This window comes from Streptomyces sp. NPDC006711 (genome assembly GCF_042869775.1).
Classification (GTDB): domain Bacteria; phylum Actinomycetota; class Actinomycetes; order Streptomycetales; family Streptomycetaceae; genus Streptomyces.
The window spans coordinates 342748-364769 of the sequence record NZ_JBIAGO010000006.1 but is presented as its reverse complement, the minus strand read 5'-3'; the positions used below and the strand labels follow the sequence as shown (position 1 = coordinate 364769).

At 72.5% G+C, this 22022-nt stretch carries 19 protein-coding genes; 7 read left to right on the top strand and 12 right to left on the bottom strand.

Features of this window, described 5'->3' with window-relative positions; translation table 11 throughout:
* The first annotated feature begins 147 nt into the window (after positions 1-147).
* A complete protein-coding gene (locus ACFYM2_RS16270) occupies positions 148-1623 on the top strand; it encodes an MFS transporter (protein WP_388456749.1) in 1476 nt (491 codons plus the stop codon).
* Positions 1620-2288: a TetR family transcriptional regulator gene (locus tag ACFYM2_RS16265; RefSeq protein ID WP_388836715.1), complete on the top strand. Its 669-nt coding sequence runs from the start codon at positions 1620-1622 to the stop codon at positions 2286-2288. The genes ACFYM2_RS16270 and ACFYM2_RS16265 overlap by 4 nt, the downstream gene beginning before the upstream one ends.
* A 6-nt stretch (positions 2289-2294) precedes the next feature.
* Here ACFYM2_RS16265 and ACFYM2_RS16260 read toward each other — a convergent pair whose 3' ends face one another.
* Together ACFYM2_RS16260 and ACFYM2_RS16255 are read right to left on the bottom strand one after the other, a co-directional pair.
* Entirely contained in the window at positions 2295-2498 is a 204-nt protein-coding gene (locus ACFYM2_RS16260) for a ferredoxin (protein ID WP_358995958.1), read from the bottom strand.
* 31 nt (positions 2499-2529) lie between these two features.
* Complete coding sequence (locus ACFYM2_RS16255) at positions 2530-3762, bottom strand: cytochrome P450 (protein WP_388836712.1); 1233 nt, start codon at positions 3760-3762, stop codon at positions 2530-2532.
* A gap of 207 nt (positions 3763-3969) precedes the next feature.
* Between ACFYM2_RS16255 and ACFYM2_RS16250 the strand changes: the two genes are divergently transcribed.
* Positions 3970-4977 (top strand): cytochrome c oxidase assembly protein, encoded by a 1008-nt coding sequence (locus ACFYM2_RS16250; protein ID WP_388836709.1) that lies wholly within the window; start codon positions 3970-3972, stop codon positions 4975-4977.
* Positions 4978-5000: 23 nt separating this feature from the next.
* Here ACFYM2_RS16250 and ACFYM2_RS16245 read toward each other — a convergent pair whose 3' ends face one another.
* Together ACFYM2_RS16245 and ACFYM2_RS16240 are read right to left on the bottom strand one after the other, a co-directional pair.
* Entirely contained in the window at positions 5001-5408 is a 408-nt protein-coding gene (locus tag ACFYM2_RS16245; RefSeq protein ID WP_358995953.1) for a hypothetical protein, read from the bottom strand.
* A gap of 101 nt (positions 5409-5509) precedes the next feature.
* A complete protein-coding gene (locus ACFYM2_RS16240) occupies positions 5510-6280 on the bottom strand; it encodes a DUF2127 domain-containing protein (protein WP_350228936.1) in 771 nt (256 codons plus the stop codon).
* A gap of 156 nt (positions 6281-6436) precedes the next feature.
* Here ACFYM2_RS16240 and ACFYM2_RS16235 point away from each other — a divergent pair, with 156 nt between their 5' ends.
* Together ACFYM2_RS16235 and ACFYM2_RS16230 are read left to right on the top strand one after the other, a co-directional pair.
* Positions 6437-7192 carry a DUF1275 family protein gene (locus ACFYM2_RS16235; protein ID WP_388836706.1) on the top strand — a complete coding sequence of 252 codons (756 nt, stop codon included), beginning with the start codon at positions 6437-6439 and terminating at the stop codon, positions 7190-7192.
* A 128-nt stretch (positions 7193-7320) separates the two neighbouring features.
* Positions 7321-8754, top strand: coding sequence for a PP2C family protein-serine/threonine phosphatase (locus ACFYM2_RS16230; protein WP_388836703.1), 1434 nt, complete (start codon positions 7321-7323; stop codon positions 8752-8754).
* Positions 8755-8763: 9 nt separating this feature from the next.
* On the opposite strand, the gene ACFYM2_RS16225 is transcribed toward ACFYM2_RS16230, so the two are convergent.
* Entirely contained in the window at positions 8764-10257 is a 1494-nt protein-coding gene (locus ACFYM2_RS16225; RefSeq protein ID WP_358995943.1) for a hypothetical protein, read from the bottom strand.
* Between the two features lie 230 nt (positions 10258-10487).
* Between ACFYM2_RS16225 and ACFYM2_RS16220 the strand changes: the two genes are divergently transcribed.
* Positions 10488-11621, top strand: coding sequence for an aminoglycoside phosphotransferase family protein (locus ACFYM2_RS16220; RefSeq protein WP_388836700.1), 1134 nt, complete (start codon positions 10488-10490; stop codon positions 11619-11621).
* Between the two features lie 78 nt (positions 11622-11699).
* Here the strand turns inward: ACFYM2_RS16220 and ACFYM2_RS16215 are convergent, their stop codons facing one another.
* The 3 genes from ACFYM2_RS16215 to ACFYM2_RS16205 form a co-directional block, all read right to left on the bottom strand.
* Positions 11700-13028 (bottom strand): N-acetylmuramoyl-L-alanine amidase, encoded by a 1329-nt coding sequence (locus tag ACFYM2_RS16215; protein WP_388836697.1) that lies wholly within the window; start codon positions 13026-13028, stop codon positions 11700-11702.
* Between the two features lie 281 nt (positions 13029-13309).
* The gene (locus ACFYM2_RS16210) at positions 13310-13804 is read right to left on the bottom strand and encodes a hypothetical protein (protein WP_388836694.1); all 495 of its coding nucleotides are present in this window, start codon (positions 13802-13804) and stop codon (positions 13310-13312) included.
* Positions 13805-13982: 178 nt separating this feature from the next.
* On the bottom strand, positions 13983-16901 hold the full coding sequence (locus ACFYM2_RS16205) for an ATP-binding protein (RefSeq protein WP_388836750.1): 2919 nt from the start codon (positions 16899-16901) through the stop codon (positions 13983-13985).
* 291 nt (positions 16902-17192) lie between these two features.
* On the opposite strand from ACFYM2_RS16205, the gene ACFYM2_RS16200 reads away from it, so the two are divergent.
* A complete protein-coding gene (locus tag ACFYM2_RS16200) occupies positions 17193-18254 on the top strand; it encodes an isoafricanol synthase (RefSeq protein ID WP_358995931.1) in 1062 nt (353 codons plus the stop codon).
* 89 nt (positions 18255-18343) lie between these two features.
* On the opposite strand, the gene ACFYM2_RS16195 is transcribed toward ACFYM2_RS16200, so the two are convergent.
* From ACFYM2_RS16195 to ACFYM2_RS16180, 4 genes are all read right to left on the bottom strand, one after another.
* Positions 18344-18607 (bottom strand): DUF397 domain-containing protein, encoded by a 264-nt coding sequence (locus ACFYM2_RS16195; RefSeq protein ID WP_388456764.1) that lies wholly within the window; start codon positions 18605-18607, stop codon positions 18344-18346.
* A gap of 107 nt (positions 18608-18714) precedes the next feature.
* A complete protein-coding gene (locus tag ACFYM2_RS16190) occupies positions 18715-19881 on the bottom strand; it encodes a thiolase domain-containing protein (protein ID WP_358995928.1) in 1167 nt (388 codons plus the stop codon).
* Positions 19878-20939 carry a thiolase domain-containing protein gene (locus ACFYM2_RS16185; protein ID WP_388836691.1) on the bottom strand — a complete coding sequence of 354 codons (1062 nt, stop codon included), beginning with the start codon at positions 20937-20939 and terminating at the stop codon, positions 19878-19880. Before ACFYM2_RS16185 ends, ACFYM2_RS16190 begins: the two co-directional genes overlap by 4 nt.
* The gene (locus ACFYM2_RS16180; RefSeq protein WP_388836688.1) at positions 20939-21901 is read right to left on the bottom strand and encodes a Zn-ribbon domain-containing OB-fold protein; all 963 of its coding nucleotides are present in this window, start codon (positions 21899-21901) and stop codon (positions 20939-20941) included. Before ACFYM2_RS16180 ends, ACFYM2_RS16185 begins: the two co-directional genes overlap by 1 nt.
* Between the last annotated feature and the right edge of the window lie 121 nt (positions 21902-22022).

Sequence of the window (22022 nt, the reverse complement as noted above, 5' to 3'; positions counted from 1 at the left end):
GTGCACAAGCGTTTACCCTGGGGGTGAACACCTGTGCACCCCTCTCCCTCGTTCGCCGTCCCCCTGTTCGCCGTCCCCGCCCCTCGCTCTTCGCGTATGTGCGCATCCGCGTGTGCGCGGGGCCGCTTTTCAGCCGTACGGAGCGTCATGCCCCCAGCGATACCCGTGTCCGCCGACCCCGCGCGCCCCCGCTTCTTCGTCGGGGTCCTGGCCTTCTGCGGTGTGGTCGTGGCCGTCATGCAGACGCTGGTGGTGCCCCTGCTGCCGCACGTCCCCGCGCTGACCGGCAGCACCCCGGCCGCCGCGAGCTGGCTGGTCACGATCACGCTCCTGACCGGGGCGGTCTTCACCCCGGTGCTCGGCAGGGCCGGCGACATGTACGGCAAGCGGCGGCTGCTCATCCTCTCGCTCGGCGTGCTCACGGCGGGCTCGGTGATGTGCGCGATCAGTTCCCACATCGGCGTCCTGATCGCGGGCCGCGCCCTCCAGGGAGCGGCGCTCGCGGTGATCCCGCTGGGCATCAGCATCATGCGGGACGAGCTGCCGCCCGCGAAGGTCCTGTCGTCGGTGGCCCTGATGAGTTCCACGCTCGGCATCGGCGCCGCCGTGGGGCTGCCGGTGGCGGCCCTGGTCGTCGAGCACTTCGACTGGCACACCATGTTCTGGGCGTCGGCCGTGCTCGGCGTCCTCGACATCGCGCTGGTGCTGTGGTGCGTGCCGGAGTCACCGCTGCGCTCGCGCGGGCGCTTCGACGCGGTGGGCGCGCTCGGTCTTTCGGCGGGCCTGGTCGCGGTGCTGCTCGCCATCACCCAGGGCGCCGAGTGGGGCTGGACCTCGCCGCGCACCCTCGCCCTGCTGGGCGCCGCCGTGGTGATCTGGCCGCTGTGGGGCGCGTACGAACTGCGCACCCGCTCCCCGCTCGTGGACCTGCGGGTCTCGGCGCGGCCCGCTGTGCTGCTCACCAATGTGGCGGCCCTTTTGATCGGGTTCGCCTTTTACGCCAACTCGCTCGTCACCGCGCAAATGGTGCAGGAGCCCAAGGCCACCGGGTACGGGCTCGGCGCGTCCATCGTGGTCAGCGGCCTGTGTCTGCTGCCGGGCGGACTCGCGATGGTGGCGCTGTCGCCGGTGTCCGCGAAGATCTCGGCCACGTACGGTCCGAAGGCGGCGCTGGCGCTCGCGGCCGCGATCATGGCGGTGGGCTACGGCGTGCGCTTCTTCACCAGCCACAGCCTGCCCATGATCATCGCGGGTGCGACGGTGGTGGCGTGCGGCACCGCGATCGCCTACTCGGCGCTGCCCGCCCTGGTGATGCGCGCGGTCCCGGTGAGCGAGACCGGCGCCGCCAACGGGCTCAACACCCTGATGCGCTCGGTCGGCCAGGCCTGTTGCAGCGCGGTGGTCGCCGCCGTCCTGGCCAACGTCACCTTCCAGGCGGGCGGCAGGACCGCGCCGACGCTCCACGCCTACCTGCTGGTGTTCCTCATCGCCGGCGGCGCCGCGCTCGCCGCGCTCGCCGCCACCCTGTGTCTGCCCGGCGGCGCGATGCCCGGCGCCGGTAGCCTCGGGTCCCGCCGCACCGAGGGCGCGGCGGGACGCACCACGGCCGAGGAGAGCGCATGACCGGGCAGCGGGCCGCCGGCGGCGACGCGGAGACGGGCAAGGACGCGGAGTCAGGCAGGGACGCGAAGACGGGCAGGGACGCGATCCGGCGGGCGGCGCGGCGGGCGTTCACGCTGCGCCCGTACGCCGAGGTCACCATGCGCTCCATCGCGGCGGACGCCGGGGTGAGCCCGTCGCTCATCGTCAAGCTCTTCGGCAGCAAGGAACGGCTCTTCCACACGGTCGCGGACTTCGGGCCCGCCGCCGAGACGCTGTTCGCGGCGCCGCTGGACGCGCTGGGCCGCCACCTCGTCCTGACCATGGTGCGGATGCGGCGCGAGGACCAGGGGGATCCGCTCCTGCGCGCGGTGTTCTCGCTGGGCAACATGGACGAACGCACCCTGCTGCGGGAGCGGTTCCGCGAGCAGGTCACGTCCCGTCTCGCCGGTCAACTGCGCGGCGAGGACAGCGAGTTGAGGGCCGAGTTGATCGCAGGTCTGCTGCTGGGGCTCGGCGCGACCCTCAGTCTGCACCGGCCGGGCGCCGGGGAACGCGCCACGCCCGAGCAGCTGGCGGATCTGTACGCGCCGGCCGTGCAGCGTCTGATCACCGGCCCGGAGAACGGCGGCCCGGAGAACGGCCGTCCGGCGAACCGCGACCCGGAGAACCGCGGCCCGGCGAACTGACCGGAATTAGCCGTTCGGCTGATCGTGGACGGTGACGGCCCCCACCGGGCAGGCCCGGGCGGCCTCGCGGACCAGCGGGTCGCCGCCGCCGTCCTCGCGGCCGGGCAGCAACTCGCTGAAGCCGTCGTCGTCCTGCGTGAAGACGCCGGGGGCGGTGAGCGCGCACTGGCCCGCGCCGATACAGACGTCCTTGTCGATGCCGATCCGCATCCGCTGCTCCTTCTCCTTCGGTTCCCGTCCGCTACCAGGCGACGGGGAGTTCGACCATGCCCTGGATGGTGTCGCCCGGCTTGAACGGAATCTCCTGCGCCGGCACCGCGAGCCGCAGGTCCGGCAGCCGGTCGAACAGGGAGCGCAGCGCGATCTCCATCTCCGCCCGCGCCAGGTTCTGCCCGAGGCACTGGTGGATGCCGAAGCCGAACGCGACGTGGTGGCGGGTGGGCCGGTGCCAGTCGATCCGGTCGGGCTCCTCGTAGCTGGCGCTGTCCCGGTTGATGACGGACGTCGAGAAGACCACACCGTCACCGGCCCGTACCACCTCGCCGCCGATCTCGATGTCCTCAAGAGCCACCCTCAGCATCCCGTCCGCGATCGACAGGAAACGCAGCAGCTCCTCGACGGCGGCCGGCATGAGGGCCGCGTCGGAGCGCAGTTCGGCCAGCGCCCGCGGGTGCTGGAGCAGCGTGAAGGTGCCGAGCGAGATCATGTTGGCGGTGGTCTCATGGCCCGCCACCAGCAGGATGACGGCGAGGTCCACCAGCTCACGCTCATCCAGGAGGCCTTCGTCCAGGCGCTGTCCGATCAGTTCGTCGAGCAGCCCGTCGCCGGGCTCCTTGCGCTTGCGGTCGATGAGCCGCAGGAAATAGTCGTCCAGGGCGTCGCGGGCCGCCTCGACGTCGGCGGTCTTCGGCCCGCGCAGCAGCTTGCGGGACTGGCCCTCGAAGAACGCGTGGTCCTCATACGGCACGCCGAGCAGCGCGCAGATCACCATCGAGGGCACCGGCAGCGCGAAAGCGTTGACCAGGTCGGCCGGCTGCCCCTGCGCGACCATCCGGTCCAGGAGCGAGTCCACGGTCTCCTGGATGCGCGGCCGCAGTGCGGCGGTGCGCTTGAGGGTGAAGCTGGGGATCAGCATCCGGCGCTGGGTGGCGTGCACCGGGTCGTCGACGCCGAGCAACGCGGTCCTGCGCTTGGTGATGCCGGCGAACCTGGCCGTCGGGGAGGGGAATCCGTCGTGGGTGCGGTCACTGGAGAGCCGGGGGTCGGCCAGCAGGGCGCGCGCCTCGGCGAGCCCGGTGACCATCCACACGGGCCGGCCGTCGTAGAGGCGGACGCGCGCCAGCGGCCGCGCGTCGCGCAGCGGCTGGTACGCGGTGGGCGGGTGGTAGGGGCAGCCGCGGTTCTGCGGGAAGGTGACGCTGTCCGGGGAGGCGGCGGTGTGGTCCGTGCTGACGCTGGTGTTGCTGCCTGTCATGAAGACCTCGCAAGCGAAGGGATCCGTCTTGCCGATCTCCACTACATGCCTCAGGCACCTATGGCGTCTACGCGTTCTTCGGCCGATTCCCTCCATTGCGCCCTTTCGGCGCAGTGCGCCCGGGGCCGGTGCGGGGCTCACGGGCGGACGGGGCTAGCGTGTGTGCGGCCCGTCGTTCGTCACGGGCCGGTGAGGAGATCGACCCTGATGTCCGGTATGACCCTGGGCGAAGGCGCGACGGGCGGCCTGCCCGAGCTGACCACGGGGCGGCTGCTGACGGTGTGGCGGCCCGACGCGGCGGCGCTGCTGCTGATCGTCGTCCTGGCCGCGCTGTACGGCTGGGGCGTGCTGCGGCTGCGCCGGCGCGGCGAGCCCTGGCCCATGGCGCGCACCGCGGCCTTCGCGTTCATCGGCCTCGGCGCCCTGGCCGTGGCCACCATGTCGGCGCTCGCGGTGTACGACACCGAGCTGTTCTGGCCGGCCGCCGTGCAGAACGTCCTGCTCGACCTGATCGCGCCGCTCGGGCTCGCCCTGGGCGACCCGCTGCGCCTGGGCACGCTCGCGCTGCCGGAGCGCGGCGCGGGCCGGCTCCGGGGCGCCATGAGCGGACGCCTGGTGCGGTTCCTCACCTTCCCGCTGGTCAGTACGGCCCTGGTGCTCGCCACGGAGCTCTGTGTCTATTTCACGCCGTACTTCGAGACGGCGCTGCGCCACCCCGCGCTGCACGAGCTGATGTATCTCCATCTGCTGCTCGCGGGAAGCCTGTTCGTGCTGCCGATACTCACCCACGAGGCGGCGCTGCCGGCCTGGTGCACCCACCCGGTGCGGGCGGCGCTCGTCTTCCTCGACGGGCTGATCGACGCGGTGCCCGGCATCGTCGTGATGACCCACAGCACCCTGATCGCCGGCGCCTGGTACCTGGGCCACTCCCCCGCCTGGGCGCCCGACGTCCAGCGGGACCAGCAGCTCGGCGGCGGCGCGATGGTCACCATCGCCGAACTGGTGTCACTGCCGTTCCTGCTCGCGATCCTGGTGCAGTGGTCGCGCGCCGACCGCGCCCAGCGCGTGGTGCTCGACCGCCACCTCGACGCCGAACTGGCTCCGGCCGCCCCGGTGACGGGACGGCCGAAGGACGCGGAGCTCGTACGGCCCTGGTGGGAGACGGACGGCGGAGCGGTCGGGCAGCGGATGCGCCAGCGCGGCCCGGAGAGCTGACCGGTCAGTGCCGGGCCGGCCGGTCAGTGCCGGTCGCGGCGCCTGCGCAGCCGGCTCACGATGAACCAGATCACGAAGACCACGAGCGCGATGAACAGGAGCACCAGGATCAGCAGGAAGATCCCGAGCTTCTTGAAGAAGCCGCCCTTCTTCTTTTTCTTGGCCTTCTTGGACGCCAGGGCGTGGGACGCGGCCGGCACGGTGTGCTGCCCGGCGCGCGCCGCCTGAGCCGTACCGGCCGCGTCCGAGGCGGGCGCGGCCTGCGAGGCCGTCACGGACGCGGTCACGGCGCGCGGCGCCGCCTGCGCGGCCACCGGGCCCGCCGCGAGCGAGGCGCCGAGCACCAGGGCCAGCAGCACCGCCGCCCGGCGCAGCGGACCGGGGCCGCGCCGGGACCGCTCGGCCAGGGGCGTGGAGTGCGGTTGGTTCATCGTTGTCATCCCCCAAGGAACGTCAGGTGCGGCCAGGGCGCCGCACGCTGTCTGTAACTGTTACCCGTCAAGCCGTTCGTACGCGCCCGGCCTCGGTGGCGTCAGTGGTGCGCCGGGACGCCCGCCGACGTCTCCACCTCGATCAGCGAGGCGCTGTGGCGCTCCGCCTCGAAGGCCGCGTGGCCGCCCCGCAGGCCGAACAGGCGCTTGGCGAGCAGGATGTAGAGGACCGCGAGGATGTTGACGGTCAGCGTGGCGATCTTCACCCAGCTGATCTTCTCGGTGAGTTCGTAGATCTCCAGCGGCAGGAACATCGCCGTGGCGACGACGGTGAGGTATTCCGCCCACCGCTTGGCCCGCCACAGACCGACGCCCTCGACGATCTCGATCAGCGCGTACACCAGCAGCGCCACCGCGACGATCACCAGGGTCGAGTGCTTGTAGTCGAAGGTCTTCTGGATGGTGCCGACCACCGGCGAGTGGTCGAGGTCGTAGTGGAAGTGGCGGAAGACCGGCCGGAACACGTCGAGGTATTCGTCGAAGAAGCGGCGCACCGCGTCCTGGCTGTTGCTGAACTTCCACACCGCGATGGCCACCAGGACGATGAACACGCCGCGCACGGCCCGCTCGATGGCCAAGAAGCGCAGGATGAACAGATCGCGCAGCACCTTGCCGCGCGGCACCAGCGGGGCGTCCTCGGCCGGCCCCGAGCCGTGCGGCGCGCCGAGGACGAAGTCCCCGCAGCGCAGACAGCGCCAGGCCTCACCGAAACCGGTCTCGGCGCGCAACCGGTCGCGCAGCACGGCCTCCTGGGGCGCGTACGTCACATGGCCGCGGCGCGCGCAGGTGCGCCGGTCCCAGTCGATCTTCATGCTCTTCCTCCCGTGAGGCCCGCGACGCGGCGCGGGCCGATGTGCTCACAGGGACCGTAGTGGACCCTTGTCGTGGACTTGCCACGGGGTCGTCCCGGTGGCGTGACACGCCGCCCTCGCGCGCCGTCCCGGGCGGCCGGGTACGAGAATGCCCCGATGAGCTCCGCGATCACGACCCCCTCCGCCGCCCGCGCCGACGAGCGGTTCCTCCTGGTGCTCTCGGCGGCGTCCGGGGCCACGGACGCGTTCGCCTTCCTCTGTCTGGGAAAAGTGTTCGCCGGGGTGATGACCGGCAATCTCGTCCTGGTCGGCGCGTCGGTGGGCGCCGGGGACCGCGACGTGGTGCCCCGCGCCCTGTCCGCCCTGACCGGGTACGCGCTCGGCGCGGCCGGGGCGGCGGTCGTCTCCGCGCGGGTGCCGGCCCGGCTGCTGCTCGCGGGCCAGAGCGCGCTGCTCGCGCTGCTCGCCGCCGGCTGGGCGCTGGGGCTCGGGCGCTCGCTCGGCTCCCAGGTGGCGCTGCTGCTCGTCGCGGCCCTCGCGATGGGCGTGCAGGCACGCACCTGGGGCACGCCTACCACGTACTTCACGGGTACGTTCACCGGGCTCGCGGGGCGCGTCGGCAAGGGGGAGGCGGAGCGGGCCGACCGGTGGGGCGGCGGGGCGGCTCGTCGCGGTCGTGCTCGGGGCGGCCGCCACGTCCCTGATCGTGTGGTGCTGTGCCCCGGCGGCCGGCGCGGCGGGCGCCGTCCTCTGCGCGACGGCGTACGTTCTCCCCGGCCGCCGGTGAGCGCGGCCCGCGCGCCCGGACCGTCAACTGGCCCTGCGTACCTGCCCAGTTGTGGCGCGGACACCCGCCGGGCATATGCTCAGCGCCACATCCGGCTCACGGCTGGCGATCCGGCTCGCCTTTGACATATGCCACGAGCACCACCGTATCGAGTGTTGCCAAATCCCTTACGGGGCATCGCTCCCTGTGCAACAGTCGTTACCGGTCCACTTCGCCCAGACCAGGCTCTGCCGCGGCCGCATCGGAGAACGTCATGCCGTCCCATCTGTTCGCGGACCGTCCCGCTCCCCAACCGCCCGAGCGGGGCACGGTCGACGCACTGATCACGCAGACCCGCAGACTGCGCGGGGGTGTGGACGCGGTGCGTCGCGACGCGCTCGTGGACGACGACGACCCGCAGGGCCGCTGGCAGCGCGCCCTGTGCGACCTGGCGGTCCATCAACTCGACGATCTGGGCTCCCACTTGGGCCAGCTGCGCGAGGGCCTGACCGCCGAGGAGGAGGACGCGGCGGCGCTCGTCGTCGAGAACGCGTCCGGCCCCGAGCCCGCCCTAGCCGCCCCGCTCAGCCGGGTCGGCAGCGCCGAGTGGAACCTCCTGACCGACGCCGTGAACTGGTCCGAGGAGCTGTTCGAGATCTTCGGGCGGTCCCCCGAGAACGGCGGGATGTCGCTCGACGAGCTGCCCACCATGGTCTTCGCCGACGACCAGGCCCTGCTCACCTCGATGGTGACGGGCGCCCTGGTGGACGGCAGGCCGATCGACGGGGAGTTCCGCATCGTCCGGAGCGACGGGCACATCCGTACGCTCCACATGATGGGCGAGCCGGTGCTCGACGCCGACGGCTGCACCGCCTCGATGTGGGCCGTCCTGCGTGATGTGAGCGAGCTGCGGCGCGGTCAGCACGCGGTGCGCGAGAGCCGCGAGGGCCTGCGCCGCCAGCGCCACATCGCCAGGACCGAGCACCGCCTCGCGGTCGAGCTGCGCGAGGCGGTCCTGCCGCCGTGGCGCGGCTCCCTGCGACTGCCGCACGGCGCCCCCGGCGCACTCGACATCGCCGGGCACTATCTGCCGTCCGCCTCCAGCGCCCTCATCGGCGGCAGTTGGTACGACGCGCTCGAACTGCCCGACGGCGCCTCCTTACTGACCGTCGGCGATCTCACCGGACGCGGTGCGACGGCGACCGGCGCCATGGCGATGCTGCTCGGCGCGCTGCGCGGCATGGCCGTCGCCGGCATCGGCCCCGCCGCCCTGATGGGCCACCTCAACCAGCTTCTGGAGACGACCGTGCAGCCCGCTCTGGGCAGCGCGGTCTGCTGCCGTTATGAGCCCGAAGGGCGCACGCTCTCCTGGTCCGGGGCCGGCCACCCCGCCCCGCTGCTGTTCCGCGACGGGGCGGGACGGCCGCTCGGCACGCCGGACGGCGTCCTGCTCGGGGCCACCCACCGGGCGGCCTACGGCCAGGCCGAGGTCACCCTGCGCGCGGGCGACGTACTGGTCCTCGGCACCGACGGCCTGACCCGGCGGAGCCCGTCCGACGAGGCACACCAGAGCCGGCTGCTGGCACTTGCCCCGCTCTTCGACGGGGGCCGCACGGCGCAGGACTGCGTGCGGATGATCGTCGAGGAGTTCGGCGAGCCCGAGCGCGCGGACGACGCCTGTGTGCTGGTGGCCCGCATCGGGTCCTGACGCCGGGGTCTAGATGTCGGCGATGCGGCCGCGCTTCGACGGAGCCGCGGGCATCGCCTGGGCGATCTCCTCCCGCAGGTCCTGGATCTTGCCGTGGCTCGCGTACTGGCCGGTGAGCCGGTACATCTCACGCAGCCGGTCCCAGGTGCGGTGCGAGGAGGTCTCGCCCATCGACACCAGCGCCAGGCGGGCGTAGCGGTCCGCCTGCTCGGGGTCGTCCGCGATGAAGCAGGCCGAGGCGAGCGAGATGTAGTCGAAGATCTTCGAGCGCTGACGCCCCCCGACCCGCAGTTCGAGCGCCTGCTTGGCGTGGTGCTGCGCGATGGTGGCCGCCGCCGGATCGTGCTCGGCGAGGGTGCGGAAGGCCAGGGCCTCCATGCCGTGCAGGTCCGCCTCGTCGAACATCTGCATCCAACTGGGCGGCGGCACATCGCCCTTGTCGGAGACGAACAGCTCCTCCGCCTCGCCGAGGGTGCGGCGCATGGCCTGACCGCGCCCCATGGACGCCTGCGCCCACGCCTCGATGGTGTGCAGCATGGCGCGCGTGCGCGGCAGGGTCTCCTCGCCCGAACCGGACTTGGCGAGCTTCATCAGATCGAGGGCTTCACCGGGACGGCCCAGGTGGACCATCTGGCGGGCCGCACGCGAGAGGGCTTCGCCCGCGCGGGGCCGGTCGCCGCCCTCGCGGGCCGCGTGGGCGGCGATGACGAAGTACTTCTGCGCGGTCGGCTCAAGGCCGATGTCGTGCGACATCCAGCCCGCGAGGACGGCCAGGTTGGCGGCGACGCCCCACAGGCGCCGCTGGAGATGGTCGGGGTGGCGGTAGGCGAGCATGCCGCCCACCTCGTTGAGCTGGCCGACCACCGCCTTGCGCTGGAGCCCGCCCCCACGCGAGGCGTCCCAGGCGCGGAACACTTCGACCGAGTGTTCCAGGGCGTCGATCTCCTGCGACCCGATGGGGGCCGCCTCATAACGGTCGAACCCCGCGGGGTCGGCGTGCAGGGGGTCCTGGAGACGGGGAGCGTCTGCCGAGAGTACGGGGTCGGTGTGCAGCCAGTCGTGCATGGCGCTGGTGAGTACGGAGCCGGAGGCGAGCGCGGCGCCCGCCCCCACAAGACCGCGTCGGTTGAGCATGAGGTCCATTCCCGTGAATTCGGTGAGGACCGCCGCCGTCCGTTCGGGCGCCCACGGAACGCCGTCCGGATTCTTGCTGTTCCTGACGTCGTTCCGCTTTCCAGCGCGCCCGTGCCGGTCGAACCCTAGGTCCTCGATGGTCACGACACGGCCGAGCCGCTCGGTGAACAGCGCCGCCAGCACCCTGGGCACGGGATCGCGCGGGGTCTCCCCCATGTCGATCCAGCGCCGCACCCGCGAGGTGTCGGTGGACAGTTGGGGGTGGCCCATGGCCGCCGCCTGCCGGTTCACCATCCGCGCGAGTTCGCCCTTGGACCAGCCGGCGAGGCCGAACAGGTCGTTCAGACGGGTGTTGGGTTGTCCGCTCACGTCAAGCCCCCAGGTTCTCGGCTGAGTTGACAGTAAGCCCCCGTCAGGTGCGGCGCGACTATTCGCCAGGGTTCGCCAGGGCACGCCAGATGGTGTGCCACCCGCGGCCGGGTGTCAGGTATGAGAGCGCCATCCCGACCCGGGGCCGGACCTCATTCCCCAGGGTGCGGCTCGGCCGCCGGGGCGGGTAGCGCACGTGACTTGTCGGCACACGAAGGGATCTGTCACCCATGTACACAGCATCGTCCTCCGTGTCCACGCCGCCCCGGCCGCACCGTCCGCTGGGAGCGGGTGGCGGACCGTATCTCGACCCGGCCCACGCGGCGCCGTCGCCGTACGCCGTCGGCCGCACGCCCCGCCGGCCGGGGAGCCCCCAGCCGCTCAGCGGGAGAATCGACCTGTCGGGCCCCCAGGGGTCCCAGCTGCGCATCGCGATCGCCTCGGTGCAGCGCATCTGTCCCGAGTTCAACGCGGTGCAGGTGTTGCGGCACAGCGGACGCTCGGTGCTGATCGTCGGCACGACCGGACGCGCCACCGCGGTCGCCAAGTGTTTACTGGACCATTCGCCCGCGTGGGCCGAGCGGTTCCGGCACGAAATAGCGGTATATCGCGCGTTCGTCCGGCACCGCCCCCCGGTGCGGGTGCCCCGGCTGATCGCCGCCGATCCCGACAACTGCACCCTGGTGACCGAGCGGATGCCGGGCCGCGCCGCCGCGTTGACGCGCCACCCCGTCGAAGCCCCCCCGCGTGCCGACGTCAGGGCCGCCCTCGGCGCGATCCGGCACCTCAACGCCTGGCGGCCGCCCGCCGAGATGTTCGGCAGGCCCCTGGACTACGCGCCCCGCATCTCCCGCTACCACGAGCTGGGTCTGTTCACCGACCGGGATCTGAGTGACCTTCAGAAACTGGTGCACGGTCTGGCCCTCACCGGCCGGGTCGACTGGCAGTTCGCGCACGGGGACGCCCTGCTGTCCAACATCCTGCTGTCACCGGCCGGTCCCGTCCTGGTCGACTGGGAGCACGCGGGCTGGTACCTGCCCGGGTACGACCTGGCGACGCTGTGGACGATCCTGGGCGACGCCCCGGTGGAACGGCGCAGGATCAGCCAGGCGGCGCAGGCCCAGGGCCCTGCGGCGCGGGACGCCTTCCTGGTGAACCTGATGCTCGTACTGACCCGGGAGATCCGGACGTACGAGACGGCCGTGCAGCGCACCATGCGGGACGGGGCGCCGGTGAGCGCGGCGCAGAACCACGCGCCGGGTGTGCTCAGCGCGGGCGAGCAGCAGCGGCTGCTGTTGCGCCGGCTGCACGACGACTGCGCGATGGCACGGCGGGCCGTGCGGGCGGCGGTCGGCACGCGCTGAGCAGCTGAACAAGGGCAAAGAAGGCGGGCCGCGTGCCCGGTGTTCCGGCACCGGGCACGCGGCCCGTCGTGCGCCCGCCTACCGCAGCCGCGCGACGTCCACGTCGGATGCCTTCACGAACGCGATCCGGTGGCCGATCTGCACCGTCACATAGCGGGTGCTGCCGGGGAAGTACGTGTGGTCGTAGGGGTAGGAGGAGTCGATCGTGGGGGCGTAGAAGTAGCCCGCCGGCGCCTGGCCGCCGCCGGGGTAGGACTGGCCGGCCTTGATGGTGTAGCCGAGCGGGGCGCCCACCCGGCGCGCGGTGAAGTCGGCCGGGTAGTCGGTGGCCGCCGGGTAGGCGGTTCCGTAGACCGGCACATCGGTCAGGCCCGCCTTGGGGCGGACGACGTAGCCGGCGGTGGGGGTGGTGACGCGGGTGCCGGCGGGGGTCTGGAACCACGCCTCCTGGCCGTACCACCAGATCGCGGTCCACCCCGGTTTCCGCTCGGCGACCACGGCCTGCTGGGTGGCGCTGATCTTGCTGCCCCAGTCGCTCGCGCAGGTGGTGCCGCTCTGGCCCGGCGGGTGGAGGCCGGGGTCGGCGAACAGCGGGGCGCCGGTGGAGGGTTGGGTGTACAGCGGGACCGCGCTGCTGGGCCCGGCGGGCAGGTCGATGTTCTTCTCGCAGTCCCGCAGGGCCTGGAGGTTGTCCTTGAACACCGGGTTGATGGTGACCAGGGAGGAGCCGGGGCGGCCCGTGGGCTCGGTGGGCCTGCCGAGCAGGGACATGAAGTGGTTCCAGTCCCAGTACGGTCCCGGGTCCCAGTGCATGGCCGCGGTGCCCCCGGCCGATGTGGGCGGCACGTTGTCGTGGCCGAGGATGTGCTGGCGGTCGAGCGGGATGTCGTACTTGGCGGCGAGGTAGCGCACGAGGGCGGCGGTGGAGCGGTACATGGCGGGGGTGAACCAGGTGGCGCCCTCGGTGGCGTAACCCTCCTGCTCGATGCCGATGGAGTCGGAGTTGATGTACCAGTTGCCGGCCTGCCAGGCGACGTCCTTGGTCTTCACCATCTGGGTGACATGGCCGTCGCTCGAACGCACGACATAGTGCGCCGACGCGGCCCGCTTGGGGTCCTGGAAGATCTTGAGGGTGGTGGCGTAGGTCTCCTCGGTGTCGTGCAGGACGATGTATTTGATCTTGTTGGTGGCCGGCCGGTCGGAGACGTCGTAGTTGCCGTACCTCTCCTTGTCCGCCGGGTCTCCGGTCTGCTGGTAGGCGGCCGGGACCCAGTCGCATCTCAGGACGCGGGGGCACTCGGCGCGTGGCGTGGCCGCGGCTGCCGGCGCGGCGGGCGCGAGGGCGAGGCCGAGGAAGCCGGCCGTCGCCGCCGCGAGCGCGCGTGTGAGCCTCTGCTTGGACGTCATGGACAACCCTTCCAGCCGAAAGGTGCGGGGCCTTGCGCGGCGCGTGGGTACGCGCGGGACACAGTGTGACCCCCTATGACGCCTCGTCAAGTACCTTTCGCCGGAAGCGACTTGTGTCAGTGGCCCAGACCGGTGGCGGCGGCCGTGAGCTGCTGGTGGCGCGCGGCGCGCAAGGGGGCGCCGTACGCGCCCGGTTCGGGGCCCCGGACGCGGAGCGGCCCGGCACCGTGGACGGACGGTGCCGGGCCGAGGGGCGAGAGCGCCCGGTGTGCCGCTCAGCTCTACTGGAACAGCTCGGCGGGCAGCGGCTTCAGGAGGGCGTACAGGTCGTCGGTGATCGGCCGGTCCCAGCTGGCGATCGTGACGAGGACGTTGTCGCTGCGGTCGAACTGCACGCAGGAGATGCGCGTCTCGGAGAGCTTGAGGCGGCGCACGATGAGGAGGTTGTCGCCCTGCATCACCGGCATGTCCTCGGTGCTCACGACCTCGACCGGCTCGTCGTTCTCCAGCGCCACGAGGAGCTGGGCGACCTCGAAGGGGACCTGTCCCTCGGCCATCTCGCGCGCCGGGGAGCCCTCCGGCAGGTTGCCGATGATCATCGCGGGGCCGCGCCCGCCGAACAGGTCGTAGCGCAGGAATACGCCCTGACAGCTGCCGTCGGGTGCGGGCAGCAGGCCGGCGCCCAGGTTGCCGGGCCAGTCTCCCGGGTCCATGGCCAGGACATCGAAGTCCGGGCCGGCGGGGGTGGCGGCGCTGCGGCGGCGGAGGAAGGACATGCCGCCCATGGTACGTGCCCCCGGCGACCGGGCGGAGCCGGGCCCGGGACGCTGGGCGGGTCGGCGCCCCCCCTCGCCGAGCGGGCCGAGCGGCTGCGCACCCGCGGCGTCCCGCCGCACGCGAGACCCCGGCTCCCCTGCCCGGACGGCTGGGGAGCCGGGGTCACCGGGAGGCGGATCAGCGGCCGGGCACTCCTCGGCTGCCGGAGCCACGGGGCTGGCGCGGGAGCAGTCCCGCGAGGCCGTCGCGGTTGGTGCCGAGCTTGCGGAAGGCGCCCGACAGGAGCAGCTCCACCGTGCGCTCCTTGGTGCCCAGCTCCTCCGCGATCCGCTGGTTCTCCCAGCCCTGCGCCGCCCGCTCGGCCACCGCCTTCTCCTGCGCCGTCAGCAGGTCGGAGTCGATGGCGCGCAGTTGGAGCGGGCGGAGCCCGGACGCGGCCAGTTCCTCGCGGGCCCGTGCGGCCAGCGCGTCGGCCCCGCACAGCGCGGCGCTCTCCAGACCGCGCATCAGACGGTCGGCCGCGTCCTGGGGCAGTCCTGCGCGGCTGAGCATCGCGCCGTGGTCGACCAGGGCCTGCGCCAGCTCGTAGGCGGCCGGGGACCGTTCGAGCTGGCGGACGGCCTCGGCCATCAGGGCCAGGCTGTCGGCTCCCGAGGTGACCTTGGCGGCCGCGTGCAGGGCGCGGCCGACGGCGCCCGGTGTGCCGAAGCGCCGGGCGATCTCCACCCCTTCCTGCGCGACGGCCGCCGCCTCGACGGGGTCGGTGTGGGCGATCGTCTGGGCGAGCAGGGGCCGCCACGGGCACCACATGGGGTTGCGCATGCCGCGCGGGTCGAGCCTGCGGCCCACCGCCCGCAGCCGTTCCTCGGCGTCGGTGCGCAGGCCCCGGGCGATCAAGAGCTCGCTGTAGACGGTCTCGGAGTCGGGGTAGATCACGGCGTTGGGCACGACCTGGCCGTAGTTGTAGGAGTCGGAGAGGTCCTGGGCCTCCTGGACCCGGCCCCGGGCGAGCAGGACCTCGATGAGGATGCCGATGGCGAACCACTGGGCGGGGATCTGATGTCCCACGCGGTCGGCGATCCGCAGTCCGCTGTGCACCAGGTTCTCGGCCTCGGCCAGCCGGCCCCGGTGGAACTTGATGTAGCCGAGCAGCGTCAGGCCCAGGGACAGATGGGCGCCGCGCCAGCCCTTGCGTTCGCAGTCGGCGATGCCCTCGGTGAACAGTTCGTCCGCGCGTCCGGGCTGGTCGCAGTACATGAAGGTGAGCGCGACCAGGACGGGGACCTCGAAGCCCCAGTCGTCGTCGGTCCAGGGCAGCCCGCCCTCCAGCGCCTCCTCGGCGTAGCGCAGGGCGGTCTCCGCGGGCTCGCCGCGCACCATCGCGTCCCAGGCGCGCAGGCCCAGGATGTAGCGCTCGGCCTTGCCACGGCTCGTCAGGTGGTCGGCGAGCCGGGCCAGGCTGCGCGAGCGGGCCGGTGAGTCCTCCTCGTCGGCGCGGAAGGCGTTCCACTGGAACGTCTCGGCCTGCATGCGCAGCCGGGTGCGGGCGCTGGTGGAGTGCTTGGCCTCGGCTGCGACGACCGCAGCGGCCTCGGCCATGCGGTCGGTGTGCGCCAGTGCCTGGGCCAGTCGGTAGGTGACGGACTCGCGCAGCCTCGGGGCGAGTTCGGGTTCCTCAAGGGCGGCCTTGAGGTGGTTGACCGTGGTGGCGGGTTCGTTCAGGAGCGCCGAGCAGCCCAGTTCGTAGAGGACTTCGGCGCGCTCCTCGATGGCGGGAGGTTCGCGCAGGGCGCGAGCCAGGCAGCGCCTCGCCGCGTCCGGGGCGCCGGCGCGGCGATATTCGGAGGCGGCGGCCCGCAGCTGGCGCACGGCCCACCGGTCGTTGTCCGGGTGCATCTCCAGGATGTGCCGGGCCGCCGATGTCGCACCGAGTCCGGCCTCGCTCACCGCGTAGGCGGCCTGGCCGTGCATCGCGACGCGCATGGCCGAGGGGATGGAGCGGTAGACGGCGGTGGCGACGAGCGGGTGGAAGAAGTCGAGCCGGCCCGGGTGGTCCTGCGCGGCGGCGAGGATACGGGCCTCGCGCAGCCGGTCCACGGCGTCGGCCATCTCCTCGGCGCCGAGTCCGGCGACGCCGGCTGCCATGTCCTTACGGGCGTCGGTGCCGAGCACGGCGACGGCCCAGGTGAGCCGGACCGCGGAGGGGCCGAGTCGGTCGAGGCGTTCGATGAGGCCGGTGCCGGTCACGGCGGAGGCCAGTTCGCGCAGTTCGCCCGCGTTGGCGTACTGCGGTTTGATGCCCCGGTCGCGGATCCTGGCGACGAGCTCGACCGCCTCGTAGGGGTTGCCCGCGGTCAGCGTCCAGCATTCGCGGGCGAACAGGTCGTCGGCCTCCGTGCCGAGGACGTCGCGCACGAGGTCGGCGACGGCGGCCGGAGTGAACGGCGACAGGTCGAGCGGGCGCGAGCCGTGCCGGGCGGCGAGGCGGCGGAACTCGGCGGCGTGGCGCGGCAGTTCCTCGGGCCGGTAGGCGACGACGATCAGGAGCGGCAGGTCGCCGGCGCGCAGCGCGAACGCGGTCAGCCAGGCCAGCGTCTCCTCGTCCGCCCAGTGCGCGTCGTCCACGACGAGCACCACGGGCGCGTACTTGACGGCGAACCGGGTCATGAGCCAGTCGAGGCCGTCCCGGACGCCCTGCGGGTCGGGTGCGACGCCGCTGCCTCCCGCGACCAGACCCACCGCCGGCGCGACGATGTCGTACCAACTCCCCAGTATCTCGCGGTGCTCGTCCTCGCTCGTCGCGGCGAGCACCGGCTGCACGAGCTGGCGTACGACGTGGAAGGCCACGCTCTCCTCCAGCTCGCTGCCGCGCGCGGCCAGCAGGGTGCAGCCACGCGCCGCGGCCTTGCGGCGGATCTCGGCCACCAGTGTCGTCTTGCCCAGGCCGCCGGCACCGGCGATGGCGAGCAGTCCGCCGTTGGGCGCGCTCCCTTCGCCCGCGCGGCCGCACAGGTCGTTCAACATGGTGTCGAACAGCATCAGTTCTTCGTCGCGCTCAAAGAGCGTCCGGTGCGGTACGCCGCCCCGGCCCCTCATCTCCGCCACAGCGGTCCCCTTCTGGCAGTAACACCGAGCCTACGCCCCGGACACGTACCGTGACATGAATATCCAACTCCCGTCTCCTGCTTGACGCATTAAGTTGGCTGGATCCGAGAATGTTCGGATCGGACGACCGGGAAGGGGGGGCCACGCCGTACCGTGTACGCCCCCACGCGCTGTCGGGCTCCGGCGCGCGACGCCTTCACCCCGGCAGTCGGCCCGTTGATGATGGAAACGCGCGGGGAAGGCACAGGGAATCACGTATGAGTACTAAGGAGGCGGTGCCGCATGACCAGCACTGGCAAGGTCCGGTCGGCGCGGACGCGGACCGGGCTCGTCGACATACCTTTTCCCGCCCGCCGGCACCCCCGGCACGGGCTTGCCCGGCGGCACACCCTCGACTGGCTCCATGAGTACGGCATGCTGGCCGGTGAGCAGGCGACGGCCGAATATGACGCGATGGGCCTGGAACGGCTGATGGCGTACTTCTATCCGGACGCCTCGGACGCCCATCTGGCGCTCGCGACCGATCTCAACGCCTGGTTCTTCGTCTTCGACGACCAGTTCGACGGGCCGCTCGGCAAGCGTCCCGATGTCGTCCTGCGCCAGATCGACACGGTGCTGCGCACCATGAGCGACGAGCCGCCGGTGCCGGGCGAGGCGACCAACCGGCTGGCGGCGAGCTTCCGTGATCTGTGGCAACGGGTGACCGCGGGCACGCCGTTGCTGTGGCAGGACCGCTTCCGTGCGCACTGGCGGGAGTATCTGACGGCGTATCACTGGGAGGCGCTGAACCGGACGCGCAACGGCACCCTGTCGCTTCCGGGATTCCTGCGCGGCCGGCGTGACTCCATAGGCGTGCAGCCCTGTCTGGACCTGGTGGAGCGCTGTGGCGGCTACACACTGCCGAGGGAGCTGCACGAGGGCGAGCCGCTGGCGAAGATGCGGGAGATCACCGCCGATGTGGTGATCTTCGTGAACGACATGGTGTCCGTGGACAAGGAGCTCGCGGCGGGCGACGTCAACAACAGCGTGATCATTCTGCTCCGGCAGGAGATGTGCACCGTGGAGCACGCGCTGCGGCGGGTGGCGGCCCTGACCAACGAGCGGGTGGCCCGCTTCCAGGAGCTCACCACCGAATTCGGCGCCCAGCTGGCCAGGACCGGGCTGCCCCCGCTGGTGCGGGCACAGGTGGACGACTATGTGGACGGGATGCGGGCCCTGATGAGCGGCAACCTGGCCTGGTCGCTCGAGACGGCGCGGTATGGCGAGGCGGGCATCGCCGCCGTCAGCGAGGGCCGGCAGCGGCCCTGGGCCCAGTTGTTCCCGGACCAGGCCGCCGAGGGCTGAGGCGCGGAGACTGCCTCAAGTGGCGTGCGGGGCGCGGGCGTTGAGGGGGTCGGACCTCTCGACGCCCCTCCGCCCGCGCACGCCGGCCCTCAGGTGAGGTCGAACTCACCGTCCTTGGCGTTGATCACGAAGGCCCGCCACTCCGCCGGGCCGAAGATCAGCGGCGAGCTGCCGGGGCTCCTGCTGTTGCGCAGGGCGATGTAACCCTCGACGAAGGCGATCTGGACGTCCCCCGCCCCCTGACTGCTCGACTGCCACTCGGCCTTGGTGAGATCGAGCTCCGGCTTGTCCCAGCCGGAACGGGTGTGCCCCGCGAGGCTCCCCAGGGCGTCCTGGGTGGTGGTGTCGGCCACGTGTGTGCTCCTCCCCGGTTCTTCGCGTCCGGGGCCACACTAGCGAGCACCCGCCGCTGCGGACAGGCCGCGTAGGGATCACCGGGTCCCTCCGGAGCGAACCGCCGTCAGCGGGCGGGGGGTTCGGCGCCGACGAGCCACATCGAGAAGAACTGGGAGCCGCCGCCGTAGGCGTGGCCGAGCGCCTTGCGGGCGCCCTCCACCTGGTGTTCGCCCGCGAGGCCGCGCACCTGGAGCGCGGCCTCCGCGAAGCGGATCATGCCGGAGGCGCCGATGGGGTTGGTGGACAGGACGCCGCCCGAGGGGTTCACGGGCAGGTCCCCGTCGAGTTCCGTGACGCCCGCCTCGGTGAGTTTCCACCCCTCGCCCTCGGCGGCGAAGCCCAGATTCTCCAGCCACATGGGCTCGTACCAGGAGAACGGGACGTACATTTCGACGGCGTCGATCTCGCGGCGCGGGTCGGTGACGCCGGCCTGGCGGTACACCTCGGCCGCGCAGTCCTTGCCGGCCTGGGGCGACACGAAGTCCTTGCCCGCGAACAGCGTCGGCTCACTGCGCATCGCGCCGCCGTGCACCCAGGCCACGGGGCGCGGCGCCCTGGCCGCGCCCGCCCGGTCGGTGAGGACCATCGCGCAGGCGCCGTCGGACGAGGGGCACGTCTCGGAGTAGCGGACCGGGTCCCACAGCATCGGGGAGGCCTGGACCTTCTCCAGGGTGATGTCGTGCTCGTGGAGGTGCGCGTAGGGGTTCTTCAGGGCGTTGCGGCGGTCCTTGTAGGCGACCAGGGAGCCCACGGTGTCCGGGGCGCCGGTGCGCCGCATGTAGGCCCGTATGTGCGGGGCGAAGAAGCCGCCCGCCCCGGCGAGCAGCGGCTGGGTGAAGGGCACCGGCAGGGACAGGCCCCACATGGCGTTGGACTCGGACTGCTTCTCGAAGGCGAGGGTCAAGACGGTGGTGTGGACGCGGGCGGCGACCAGGTTGGCGGCGACGAGGGCGGTCGAGCCGCCGACCGAGCCGGCGGTGTGCACCCGCAGCATGGGTTTGCCGACCGCGCCGAGCGCGTCGGCGAGGTACAGCTCCGGCATCATCACGCCTTCGAAGAAGTCCGGCGCCTTGCCGATGACCACGGCGTCGATGTCGGACCACGTCAACTGGGCGTCATCGAGCGCGCGCCTGGCTGCCTCGCGGACGAGTCCGGCGATGGAGACGTCGTGCCGGGCGGCCACGTGTTTGGTCTGGCCGACCCCGACGACGGCCACGGGTTCCTTGCTCATGACTCCCCCTCAAGGACGGCGACCAGGTTCTGCTGGAGGCAGGGTCCCGACGTGGCGTGCGCGAGGGCCCGGTCGGAGTCCCCCCGGTGGACGCGGGCGGCGGCCTCGCCGAGCCTGATGAGCCCGGCGGCCATGACGGGGTTGGCGCCGAGCGCGCCGCCCGACGGGTTCACGCTGACGTCGTCACCGAGCCGCAGCGCCTTGCGCAGGACGACCTCCTGCGAGCTGAAGGGTGCGTGCAACTCGGCGGTGTCGACGGGCCGTTCGAAGACTCCGGCCCGTTCGGCGGCCAGGCGCGTGGAGGGCGAGTCGGTCAGGTCGCGCACGCCGAGCGCGTGCGCCTCGATGCGATGGTCCATGCCTCGGATCCAGGCGGGGCGCGCGCACAGCTCACGGGCCCGGTCGCCGGCGGCGAGGATCACGGCGGCCGCGCCGTCGCCGACCGGCGGGCAGTCACCGGTGCGCAGCGGACGCACCAGATGGTCACCCTGCGGGCGTGCACCCCGCACCTGGGCATGGGGGTTGGCCGCTGCGGCGTCCCTGCTGCGGGCGGCGATGGCGGCGAGCGCGGGCTCGTCGGTGTCTCCCGCGTCGATGAGCGACTGCGCCTGGAGGGCGGCGAGCGCGACCGCGTCGGGCCAGAGCGGCGCCACGTAGTAGGGGTCGAGCTGGCGGGTCAGCACGTCGCGGACCTCGCCGGGCGAGGACTTGCCGTACCCGTAGACGAGCGCGGTGTCGGCCTCGCCGGTGAGGATCTTCACCCATGCCTCGTACAGCGCCCAGGCGCCGTCCATCTCCACGTGGGACTCCGAGATCGGCGGCCAGGCGCCGACCCCGTCGAGCGCCATGGTGAAGGAGAAGGCCCGCCCGGCGAGGTAGTCGCTCGAACCCGAGCAGGTGAACCCGATGTCGCTGGTCTTCAGGCCGGTCGCGTCGAGGACCTGGTGCAGCACCGGCATCAGGAGCTCGACCTCGGACAGTTCGTCGGTGCGGCGCCGGTGGTCGCTCTGCGCGAACGCCACGATCGCCACGTCCCGGGCGACAGAGGTGGGCGCCATCAGATCAGCTCCTTGTACGTGTCGTAGTCGGCGTCGGGCTCGCCCGTGGGGCGGTAGTGGTCGGGGTAGCGGCCGCCTTCGCTCCACACGGGTTCGACCCTGAGCCCCATGCGGACCTGGTCGTAGGGGATGCCCCCGATGCGGCCGTGCAGGGCGAGACCCGCGCCGTCGAGCGCGATGTGCGCGTAGACGTAGGGCACCTCGATGTCCAGGTTCTTGGCCTTGATGTTGACGATGCAGAAGGTCGTGACGGTGCCGGCGGGACCGACCTCCACCCGCTCGCGCGTGGCGATGCCGCAGGTCGGGCAGGCGCCGCGCGGCGGCACGTACACCTTCTGGCAGGAGGGACAGCGTTCGCCGATGGTCTTGCGCGCGGACAGGCCACTGATGTACGCGGACTGGGCGCGGCCGGGACTGTAGGTGTAGTCGAGGCGGGCGGGCGCGACGATGCCGGTCACCGGGTCGCCGAACTCGCCGCTGTGCGGGGCGGGTTGACGCCCGGCGTCCGCTCCTTCGTACGGTTCGAAGCAGGCGATGTCGGTGATGGCGCCCGCGCGCTCCTCGGCCCACCTGATCCGGACGCGCATCCCGCTGCGCACGGCGTCGGGCCCCGGCGCGTCCAGGACGTGCAGCAGGGAGGTGTCGGCGCCGTCCAGGCGCACCAGCACCCAGGCGAAGGGCCGGCCGAGCGGCTGGTCGCGGCGCGGCGCGGGGTTCCAGGCCCAGGTGGTGACGGTGCCGGTCGGGGCGACCTCGACGAGGTCGGTGATCTCCTCGGCGGTGACGGGGTCGTACTCGACGGGCGGCACGAGCACCTTCCCGCCCCCGGTCCGCGCCCCGAGCACGACCCGTTCGCGCAACCCGGTGAGAAACGCGCTCTGCACCGGCCCGAGGGACCGGGTGAAGGGAAACTCCACGACGAGCGGCGCACGCAGCACGTCGGACGAGGGGGCGGCGGTCATGAGGGCTCCTTGGGTGGGGTGTCTGACATGACGGCGGGGGCGCCCCCGGCGGCCTGCGCGGCCCGCGCGGCCTGCACGGCCTGTCCGGCGAGGGGGCGAGCGCCCGCGAGGCGCGTAGGGA